11 protein-coding genes are annotated in these 9,826 nt (G+C 66.2%); 5 read left to right on the plus strand and 6 right to left on the minus strand.

Annotated features, from left to right (window positions below):
• Positions 1-99 precede the first annotated feature (99 nt).
• On the minus strand, positions 100-777 hold the full coding sequence (gene lipB / locus JWM94_RS04580) for a lipoyl(octanoyl) transferase LipB (RefSeq protein WP_299422369.1): 678 nt from the start codon (positions 775-777) through the stop codon (positions 100-102).
• Positions 778-880: 103 nt separating this feature from the next.
• Between lipB and JWM94_RS04585 the strand changes: the two genes are divergently transcribed.
• Both JWM94_RS04585 and JWM94_RS04590 read left to right on the plus strand, forming a co-directional pair.
• Positions 881-1,702: a hypothetical protein gene (locus JWM94_RS04585; RefSeq protein WP_299422371.1), complete on the plus strand. Its 822-nt coding sequence runs from the start codon at positions 881-883 to the stop codon at positions 1,700-1,702.
• Positions 1,699-2,466 carry a hypothetical protein gene (locus JWM94_RS04590; RefSeq protein WP_299422373.1) on the plus strand — a complete coding sequence of 256 codons (768 nt, stop codon included), beginning with the start codon at positions 1,699-1,701 and terminating at the stop codon, positions 2,464-2,466. Before JWM94_RS04585 ends, JWM94_RS04590 begins: the two co-directional genes overlap by 4 nt.
• Here JWM94_RS04590 and JWM94_RS04595 read toward each other — a convergent pair.
• The gene (locus tag JWM94_RS04595; RefSeq protein WP_299422377.1) at positions 2,453-2,905 is read right to left on the minus strand and encodes a tRNA (cytidine(34)-2'-O)-methyltransferase; all 453 of its coding nucleotides are present in this window, start codon (positions 2,903-2,905) and stop codon (positions 2,453-2,455) included. The genes JWM94_RS04590 and JWM94_RS04595 overlap by 14 nt on opposite strands.
• A gap of 280 nt (positions 2,906-3,185) precedes the next feature.
• Between JWM94_RS04595 and petA the strand changes: the two genes are divergently transcribed.
• The 3 genes from petA to JWM94_RS04610 are packed head-to-tail and all read left to right on the plus strand — an operon-like array spanning position 3,186 to position 5,934.
• Positions 3,186-3,758: a ubiquinol-cytochrome c reductase iron-sulfur subunit gene (petA, locus tag JWM94_RS04600; RefSeq protein WP_299422380.1), complete on the plus strand. Its 573-nt coding sequence runs from the start codon at positions 3,186-3,188 to the stop codon at positions 3,756-3,758.
• A 14-nt stretch (positions 3,759-3,772) separates the two neighbouring features.
• Positions 3,773-5,059 (plus strand): cytochrome b/b6, encoded by a 1,287-nt coding sequence (locus JWM94_RS04605; RefSeq protein ID WP_299422382.1) that lies wholly within the window; start codon positions 3,773-3,775, stop codon positions 5,057-5,059.
• A 14-nt stretch (positions 5,060-5,073) separates the two neighbouring features.
• Positions 5,074-5,934 carry a cytochrome c1 gene (locus tag JWM94_RS04610; RefSeq protein ID WP_299422384.1) on the plus strand — a complete coding sequence of 287 codons (861 nt, stop codon included), beginning with the start codon at positions 5,074-5,076 and terminating at the stop codon, positions 5,932-5,934.
• Positions 5,935-5,950: 16 nt separating this feature from the next.
• Here the strand turns inward: JWM94_RS04610 and JWM94_RS04615 are convergent, their stop codons facing one another.
• The 4 genes from JWM94_RS04615 to JWM94_RS04630 form a co-directional block, all read right to left on the minus strand.
• Positions 5,951-6,397: a MaoC family dehydratase gene (locus tag JWM94_RS04615; RefSeq protein WP_299422393.1), complete on the minus strand. Its 447-nt coding sequence runs from the start codon at positions 6,395-6,397 to the stop codon at positions 5,951-5,953.
• Between the two features lie 8 nt (positions 6,398-6,405).
• Positions 6,406-7,710, minus strand: a complete 1,305-nt coding sequence (locus tag JWM94_RS04620) for an alkaline phosphatase family protein (RefSeq protein WP_299422386.1) — start codon at positions 7,708-7,710, stop codon at positions 6,406-6,408.
• Positions 7,711-7,800: 90 nt separating this feature from the next.
• Positions 7,801-8,448: a PilZ domain-containing protein gene (locus JWM94_RS04625; RefSeq protein ID WP_299422389.1), complete on the minus strand. Its 648-nt coding sequence runs from the start codon at positions 8,446-8,448 to the stop codon at positions 7,801-7,803.
• A 159-nt stretch (positions 8,449-8,607) separates the two neighbouring features.
• Positions 8,608-9,826, minus strand: a 1,219-nt coding sequence (locus JWM94_RS04630) for a hypothetical protein (RefSeq protein ID WP_299422391.1), incomplete at its 5' end; no start/stop codon positions are given.

A 9,826-nucleotide genomic window follows, 5' to 3' on the forward strand; every position in this document is an offset into this window, starting at 1 on the left:
TCATGCTGCCCTTGATGATGAAAGAACGCATTTGGAAGCTCCCTAGATAAAGGATTTGGTCGGCTTTTTCCGGCCTTAATACCCAAATCGAGGTGGACATTAATCGGTAATGACACTTTGCTCAAGCCGCTTTGTGTTTCGGCTCAACGCAGCAAGGAAATCGGGCAGCCGCGCGGCCAGCGCGGCGTCGAACGCAGCAGGCGACACCGGCACGCCCAGCGCCGCCGCGCTGGTCACCGCGAAGTCGGGCAGCCCGCACGGCACGATGCCGCCGAAATGCGACAAATCGGGGTCGAGATTGACCGCAAAGCCGTGCAGCGTGACCCATCGTTTGACCCGCACGCCGATCGCCCCGATCTTGGCTTCGGCCGCACCCTGGCCGGTCCAGATGCCGATTCGTCCCGGTTCGGCGCGCGCGGCGATGCCCAAATCGCCCAGCGTCGCGATCAGCCAATTCTCCAGCGCATGGACGAAACACCGCACGTCGCGGCCGCGCTTGTCGAGGTCGATTACCAGATACCCGACCCGCTGCCCGGGCCCGTGATAGGTATAGCGCCCGCCGCGCCCGGTATCGAACACCGGAAAGCGCGGATCGATCAGCTCGGCGGGGTCGGCGCTGGTCCCGGCGGTATAGACCGGCGGATGTTCGACCAGCCAGACCAGCTCGCGCGCTTCCCCCGCGCCGACCGCGATGGCGCGCGCCTCCATCTCGGTCAGGCTGTCGGCATACGGCGTCAGCCCGCCGGACACGCGCCATTCGATATCGTCGAGGATCATTGCGCGTCCGCGCTACGCCCGACCGGCGGCGCGGCGCAAGTCATTGGCAAGCGCGCGGACGCTGGGCTAGAGCGAGCGCCAACGCAGCGCATGAGGTCGGCATATGGTCAATATGGGCAACGTCTGGGACCGGACGACCGAGTTTTTGAGCGACAATGCGCGCGCCTTGTTGCCGATCGCGGTGTTCGCAATGCTGATCCCGCACGCGATCAACGCACTGGTCGGACGAGCGGGCGATGCGATCAGCCCGGTCGTGGGATCGCCGATCGGCCTGGCCTGCGTGCTGGTGGCGCTGTGGGGGCAAATCGCGGTGGTCGCGCTGGCGCTCGATCCCGATGGCGGCCGGTCCCGTGCGGTCGCCGCGGCGACGGGCAAGTTCGGGCGGGCATTGGCCGCGATGCTGATCGTGTTCGTCGTGCTGGCCGTGCTCGCCCTGCCTATTCTGGGCGTGTTCGCAGCGAGCGGCGTCGACCTGTCGGCGCTGCGCGGCGGCGGGCTGGCGCGGGCCGACCTGTCGGGCGCGGCGGCGGCCTTCGTGGCGATCTATACCATTGCGCTGTTCGTGCTGGCGGTCGTCGCCACGATCCGGCTGGTGTTGCTCTATCCGGTGATCGTCGCAGAGGGCGGCGTGATCGGCGCGATCCAGCGCTCGGCGGCGCTGTCGGGCGGCCTCTTCTGGAAGATCCTCGGCGTGTGGCTGCTGTTCGTCATCGTCTATCTGGTCGCGGCGGCGGCGGTGACCTCGGGGATCGGCGTGATCGTCGGGCTGCTCGCGCCGCTGTCCAGCCCCTTCGGCGCCGGCAGCATCGTGGTCGCGATTTTGAGCGGGATGGTCAGCACCGCGTTCACGCTGATCGTCGCCGCTTTCTCCGCCAAGCTCTACCTTGCTGTTACGGCTTCGCGCGCGAGCGTGGCCGCCGCGTGAGCTTACGCGCAGCGACGATCTATGCCGACGCCTGGGCGGGCTGGCGGCGCGACTGGCCCGTACTGACCGCGGTGGCGGGGATGTTCGTGTTCCTGCCGCAGCTGGCACTGTTGCTGCTGGTGCCCGATCTGCCCGACATTTCGACGGTGACCGGCACCGAGCCCAACGACCCCAGCATGCAGGCCTATATGACGGCGTTGCAGGGATGGATCGGCAATTACGGCGTGCTGTACCTGGGCGTGGTGGCGGCGGCGTTGTACGGCCAGTTCGCGCTCGTCGCGGTCTATCTGGCGCCGGGGCGGCCCGCGGTGGGTGGCGCGCTGGGCACCGCACTGCGGCTGTTGCCGCGGCTCTTTCTGGCGTCGGTGGTGTGGATGTTGCCGCTCGGACTGGTCGGCATGATCCTGATGCGCGTGCCGTTCCTCATCCTCCCGATCTTCGCGCTGGTCATGGCGCGCACGATGCTGGTCGGCCCCGCGATTCTGGCGGCGCGGCCGATCGGCGCGGTTGCCGCGATCGGGCGAAGCTTCGTGCTGACGCGCGGCCGGATGCTGGTGCTCGCGAGCATCGTGCTCGGCGTCGTGCTCGCGCAATATCTGCTCGCGCTGCCGTTCGTGGCGCTCGATCAATGGATGGCGACGCACGCGCCCAATCCGATCGCGCGCGCGATCGTCGATGGCCTCGCCGCCGGCGTCGCGGCGCTGGGGGCTATCGCGATGGCGTTGGTGCAGGTGGCGGCGTGGCGGCGGCTCAGTCCGCGCTAGGTAGGCCCGTCTGCCGCAGCGCTTCGCCCAGGGTCATCGCTGCTGCCACCGCGACGTTGAGCGAACGAAATCCCGCTCGCATCGGGATAGTAACGCGAAGGTCGGCGCGGTCGTGGACAGAATCGGGCACGCCCGCTCCTTCGCGACCGAACAGCAATATGTCGTCGGGTGCGAAGCTGGCATCGTACAGCGACTCCGCGCTTTTGGTCGTCAGCAGCACTAGCCGCCCCGTCCGCTGCGCCTCGAATGCCTCCCAATCGGCATGGCGCACCACATCGGCGGCTTGCGCGTAATCCATCCCCGCGCGCGCCATCGCGCGGTCGCCGAACGCGAAGCCCATCGGCTCGATCAGGTCGACGCCGACCCCCATGCACGCCCCCAGCCGCAGGATCGTGCCGACGTTGCCGGCGATGTCGGGTTGGTAGAGTGCGATGCGCATTTTCGCCGCTCTACCCTCAACCGTCACCCCCGCGAAAGCGGGGGCCCAGCTTCTTTCTTCTTTCATGCGCCGAGAAAGCTGGGTCCCCGCTTTCGCGGGGATGACGGAGGGTAAGGGGTGTCGTCGCCCAAAAGGTCAAAAACCCGTTGGCAAAGCGCCGCGTCCCTGTCTATCAGGCGCGCAACCTCCGTGGGGACGGGGGCGTTCTGGCGGGCGCGGCACCCAAGCCGCTCTCCAAGCGTTCCGCCACCGGATTTTAGACGTGCAAGGGCTTAGCTGAATGGCGACCGATACTGCTGTAACGCCGGGTGAGTCGCCCGATCTGGTGAGCGATCCGCGCCGCCGCGACTTTCTCAACATCGCCGCCGTGGCGTTTCCCGCGGTCGGCGGCGGGGTGGCGATCCTCTATCCGCTGATCAACCAGATGAGTCCGTCGGCCGACGTGCTGGCGCAGTCGACCACCGAGATCGACCTGTCGAAGATCATGCCCGGCCAGGGCGTCATCACCACCTTTCGCAAGCAGCCGTTGTTCGTGCGCAACCTGACGCCGAAGGAAATCGCCGAGGCCGATGCGGTGCCGGTCGGCGAATTGCGCGACCCGCAGACGCTCGAGCAGCGCACCAAGGACGGCCACAAGAACTGGCTGATCACGCTGGGCGTGTGCACGCATCTCGGCTGCATTCCGCTCGGCATCAACGAAGGCGACAATCGCGGCAAGTACGGCGGCTATTTCTGCCCGTGCCACGGCTCGCAATACGATACGGCGGCGCGCATCCGCCAGGGGCCGGCGCCCAAGAACCTCGCCGTTCCCGATTACAAGTTCACGTCGCCGACCGCGGTCGTGGTCGGTTGAAGGGGTAGAGAGAAATGAGTTTCCCCTGGGCCAAGAATTACGAACCCAAAGTCCCGCTGATGCGCTGGCTGGACGAGAAGCTGCCGCTGCCGCGGCTCGCCTATAACGCGGTCGGCGCGGGCTATCCGGTGCCGCGCAACCTCAATTATTTCTGGAACTTCGGCGTGCTCGCCGGCGCCGCGCTGGCGATCCAGATCGTCACCGGCATCGTGCTGGCGATGCATTTCCATTCGTCGGCGGCGGAGGCGTTCAACTCGGTCAACGGCGGGATCATGCGCGACGTCAACGCGGGCTGGTTCCTGCGCTATGCGCACGCCAACGGCGCGTCGTTCTTCTTCATCGTCATGTACATCCACATCTTCCGTGGGCTCTATTACGGGTCGTACAAGGCGCCGCGCGAGATGGTGTGGCTGCTCGGCGTGGTCATCTTCCTGCTGACGATGGCGACGGCGTTCATGGGCTACGTCATCGTCTGGGGGCAGATGAGCTTCTGGGGGGCGCAGGTGATCACCGGCTTCTTCTCGGCGATCCCATTGGTCGGCGAGAATATCCGCGTCTGGCTGCTCGGCGGGTTCGCGCCCGACGATGCGACGCTCAATCGTTTCTTCTCGCTGCACTACCTGCTGCCGTTCGTGATCGCGGGCGTGATCATCCTGCACATCTGGGCGCTGCACATTCCGGGGTCGAACAACCCGACCGGGGTCGATGTGAAGGGCGAGCAGGATACCGTGCCGTTCCACCCGTACTACACCGCCAAGGACGGGTTCGGGCTGCTCGTCTATCTGACGATCTTCTCGGTCGTGATCTTCTACTTCCCCGACTATCTCGGCCACCCGGACAATTACATCCCGGCCAACCCGCTGGCGACGCCCGCGCACATCGTCCCCGAATGGTATTTCTGGCCGTTCTACGCGATCCTGCGCGCGTTCACGTCGGACTTCATCCTGCCCGCCAAGCTGTGGGGCGTGCTCGCGATGTTCGGGTCGATCCTGTTGCTGTTCTTCCTGCCGTGGCTCGACGGGTCGCCGATCCGCTCGAACAAGTATCGGCCCAAGGCGCGGATCGCGTTCTGGGTGCTGATCGCCGACGTGGTGGTTCTGGGCTATTGCGGCGGGTCGCCGGCCGACCCGATCTACATCATCCTGGGACAGGTCGCCGCGGCGTATTACTTCCTGCACTTCCTGGTGATCCTGCCGCTGATTTCGCGCAGCGAGCGGCCGGTGCCGTTGCCCAATTCGATTACCGAAGCCGTACTCGGCGACCATGGCGGCACCAGCCCGTCCAAAACCGCGCTGGCATAGGGGATATTTGAATCATGGTTCGCGGTATCGCTTTCCTGGTCGGCGCCGCCTTCGCGGCGGTGCTCGCCTGGGCGCTGTTCTGGACGGTGCAGGGTCTGATGACCGATTCGTCGCCCAAGATCTGGAGCGGCGCGCCCGAGAGCGCGGAGACCGACTTCCACCTCCACCCGCGCGCGGCCAATCTGGCGTCGGACGGCATCATGGGCAAGTTCGACAAGCAGCAGCTGCAGCGCGGCTTCCAGGTGTACAAGGAAGTCTGTTCGGCGTGCCATTCGCTGCGCTTCGTCGCGTTCCGCGATCTCAAGGGGCTGGACTATAGCGACGGCCAGGTGAAGGCGATCGCCGCCGGGTTCGACACGATCCCGACCACCAATCCCGACACCGGCGAGCCCGCGACCCGCAAGGGCACGCCCGCCGACCGCTTCCCGATGCCGTTCGCCAACGACATTGCGGCGCGCGCGGCCAACAACAACGCGATCCCGCCCGACCTCAGCTACATCACGCGCGCGCGGCATGGCGGGGCGGACTATGTCTATTCGCTGCTGACCGGCTATCGCCCGCAATCGGCCGAGATGCTGGCCAAGTTCCCGGAGATCAAGACGCCCAAGGGGCTCTATTCGAACCCGTACTTCGCCAACCTCAACATCGCGATGCCGCCGCCGCTCAAGTCGGAAGGGCAGGTCCAGTACGCCGACGGCACCAAGCCGACGGTCGACCAGATGGCGAAGGACGTCTCGGCATTCCTGGTGTGGACGGCGGATCCGCAGTTGGAGACGCGGCACCAATACGGCTTCTTCGCGGTGTTGTTCCTGCTGATCTCCAGCGGGCTGGCGTTCGGCGCGTACCGCAACATCTGGCGCGACGTGAAGCATTGATCGGCGCGCGGCCGGGTCACACCGGCCGCGTCCGCACCATCCCGTTGCTGACGAAGGTCATGACGGCCACGTCGTCCTGATTGAACACCGTCATCCGGCTCTTGAACAGGCCCATCTCCGGGCGGCTCGCCGACACGCGTTTCTCGAGTATCTCGGTTTCGCAGCGGAGCGTATCGCCCGGATAGACCGGCTTCAACCATTTGAGCTCGTCCATGCCGGGCGAGCCGAGACCCGCCTGGCGATGGCTCTTCATATTCTCGACCACCATCGCCATCGTCATCGCGCAGGTGTGCCACCCGCTCGCCGACAGCCGTCCGAAATGCGTCTTGGCGGCTTCCTCGTCGGACAGGTGAAACGGCTGTGGATCGTATTTGCGCGCGAATTCCATCACCTCGTCGCGCGTGACGGCGTACTGGCCGAAGCGCGACTTGGTGCCGACCGCGATGTCCTCGAAATATTGCAAATCGTCGCTCATTTGCCGAGCGCCGCGCGGAACGGCGCATCATCGCCGTCGAGATTCTGCCCCGCCGGCAAACCGAGGAGATCGCGGAGCAAGGGTGCGACATCGACATTGTCGAACGTCGCCAGCTTGCCGAGCGGCCGGATCGCCGGGCCGCTGGCGATGAACAGCGCGCGCATGTCGGGCGCGTCGTTGTCGTACCCGTGATTGCCGCGGTCGCCTTCCTTGGTCGGCGTGGTCTTCGCGGTCAGCCAGCCGACTTGCGCGAGGCAGAAATAGGGCGGGACGCGCGGGTTGGCGCCGTAGTGAAAGCGCGCCGGGATATCGCTCTTCTTCCAGCATTGCAGATGGTCATGCGGCTTGAGCAGCGCCTTCTCCAGCGCGGCCTCATGCCCCGGCACCGCGTAGAGCGCGGCGAACGTGCCGGTCTCGAAGATAGTGTAATCCCCCGGGTCGGCGATCTTGTCCATCGCGATGGTCCGCTCGCGGCTCGTGTCGGCCATGCCGTGATCGGCGACGATCACCAGATTGACCGGCTGGCCGAGCCCGCGCAGCCCCGCGACCAACCGGCCGATCGTCCGGTCGATCGCGGCCACCGCCTCGGTCGTTTTGGGGCTCGACGGTCCAAAAGTATGCCCGGCGGTATCGATCGTATCGAAATACAGCGTGACGAAGCGCGGCCGCGTCCCGGCCGGACGGCGCAACCAGTCGATCACGCCGTCGACGCGCTGGTCGCCGGGGATGACGATGTCGAACGGCCACCAATCCTCGGGCCGGACCCCGTTGGACACGTCGTTGGGCCAGTCCTTCGCCATCGTCCCACCCCAGGCGACGTTGCTGCCCGGCCAGAACATCGTCGCGGTGCGGATATTGGCCTTCTCCGCGGTCACCCAGATCGGCTCGGCGGCGTTCCACCAATAGGGGTCCTTGCTGTTCTCCATGGTGAACTTCTGGTCCGGGCGACCGACGTCCTGCATGTTGTTCGACACGATGCCGTTGCGGTCGGGGCGCAGGCCCGTGACGATCGTCCAGTGATTGGGAAAGGTCTTCGACGGAAAGCTCGGCCGCATCGCCGCGCTGATCCCGGCGGCGGCCAGCGCGTTGAGATTGGGCGTCACGCCGCGATCGAGATAGTCTGGGCGGAAGCCGTCGATCGAGACGAGGATCGTGACTGGCGGCGGCGCGATCGTCGGTTGCGACACGTCCGAAGCGGCGGGAACGCCGCGGTCCGGTGGAACCATCAAATCCGATGTGGTGGCGCACGCCGTCAGCGCGGCGGCAAAGGCAAGCATGGCGGCCCGGGCGATCCAGCGCATCATCGACTCCCTAACGATCGACGCTCGCCATGCCGGAAATCGCCGCTGTCCGCCAAGGGTCTATTTCGGGCGAGGGTCGGTCGCCGGCGCCTAGTTCAGGCTGGTCAGGAGCGATTTCACCTTGGTCCGCCACTGCGCGAATTCGCGGAAGGATAACGGCTGCTTAAGCTGCACGCCCATTTCGCCGTCGCGGCACCACCGAACCAGCGCACCGCGTTCGCCGAGCCCTTCGCCGACAACCTTGCATTCGGTACCGGCGGACAGCTTGCGGTCGCTGCGGATGCGCATCCCGGCCTGCGACGCATCGACGATGGCCGCGAGGAAATCGCCCTCGGGCAGGCGCAGGATGCCCGGCTCGCCGATTCGCACGCGCGGCGGCCGCACGCGGCGGCCCAGCTCCTGCATCGCCTGATGCGCCAGATAGGACAGGATCGGCACCTTGCGGTCGAACGCGACGCCGATCGAGGATCCGCTGGCCCACACCACGCGGCCCGCCATGCCGCGCCCGGTCCTGAGCTCCAGCTGAACCGGGTCGCCGACCGCGAGCTGGCAATAGACCTCGGCGCGCAGACCCCCGGCCGACACGTTGCGCAGGATGCACAATTCGTCCCCGCGCTCGGTCGCGAGCTTGGCGACCTGCAACACGGTGCGATGCCGTGCGTCGGCGCGCAGATCGCCCGCGGGCGACGCCGCGTTACGATCCGTTTCTGATGATTGGCCGCTAGTAATAGTTGCCATTGCGCCTCTCCATATAACTAGAGATCTAACAGCGGCAGAGCTTCATAGTTCCTGATGGAGTATAGTGATCGATCTGTTAACCATCGTCACTAGCGGTGTAGCGTCAATGAACAGCCATTTCGGTTCATTCTATTGAATATATAGCAGATTTAGTCCGCATTATCCGCCCAGGCTCAATTTGACGAACCCCGTCCAGCCCGCTGGCGACCGGCCATATGCGGCATCCAGCGCGCGCGGCTTGTCAGTCAGGAATCCGCTGCCGCCGATCGCGGCATTGAGCGCGCCGATCAGCTTGAGGCGATACGCGTATCCGATCTCGCCACGGGTGATGCGGAACGGCCGGTCGTGGAGCGGGTCGGCGGGGCCGGGGAACAGTTCGTCATTGGCGACATTCTCGAGTCTGCCGAACAGCGCATGGTGCGCGCCCAAATTCCAGTTCGCCTCGCCGATCCACGCGGTCAGCGTGCGTCCGGGCAGGCGGTTCTTGGCGGAGAATCCGGCCAGCGCGGAAAAACCCCCGCGCGCATATTGCACGCTCGCGGTGGTGCGCGCCTCGTCCACGCCGGGCTCGAGCGTCTCTGGGCTTTTCAGCCGGCCGTAGCTGGCCTGCGCGGACCAATAAGGCGAGGGGTTCCACGTCGCGCGCACGCTCCACGAATCGAGCCGCGGCATCTCGATATCCCAGCGGCGCCGGTCGGGCTCGCGCCCGCGGAACGCCGATCCTTCGAGCTGCCATGTGTCGCTCGACAGGCCCGCCGTCACAACCCCGAAGCTGATATGCGTGCTGTCGAACCAATGGTGCGCGATCGGCGCGAGCGGCAGGAATTGGGCGGAGGCGCGGTGCATGAACGCCGACGGGCCGAGCGCGGGCTCGGCGACCGGCCCGCCATAGACGAAGCCGGTGATCCCGCCGCCCAGCGGCACGTCGACCCGCGCCGACAGCTCCATGAACAGATCGTGCGGATGCTGGCGGTCGATCAGCGGGGTGACGCCGTCGGCGGTCTCACCGGTCGCGAACAGGCTGGGATAGCCCTTCGCGCCCATCAACGGGTCGAGGCTGAGCATCGACCGCAGCGTGAGTTTGGCAGCGCCGAAGTTACGGCTCGCCTCGACCATCGCCATCGACGTGACGAACGCCTCGCGGTCACCGCGCCGCCCCGACTGGTCGGTATAGGAACCCCACGCATAACCGTGGAGCATCAGCGCCCAGCCGCCTGTTTTCAGGTGCAGGCCCTGCATCATCCCCTCCGCGCCCGGGTTGCGCGCGGTGCCCGATCCCATTCCGAACGCGGTCGAGTTCATCGTCATGCCGTCCATCGTAGGCGTGCCCGGCATCGAGCCGTTGCTCATCTCCGTGCCTGCAATCGGCTGGGTGGGG

The organism is Sphingomonas bacterium, assembly GCF_028289855.1.
In the GTDB taxonomy this organism is placed as follows: Bacteria; Pseudomonadota; Alphaproteobacteria; order Sphingomonadales; family Sphingomonadaceae; genus Sphingomonas.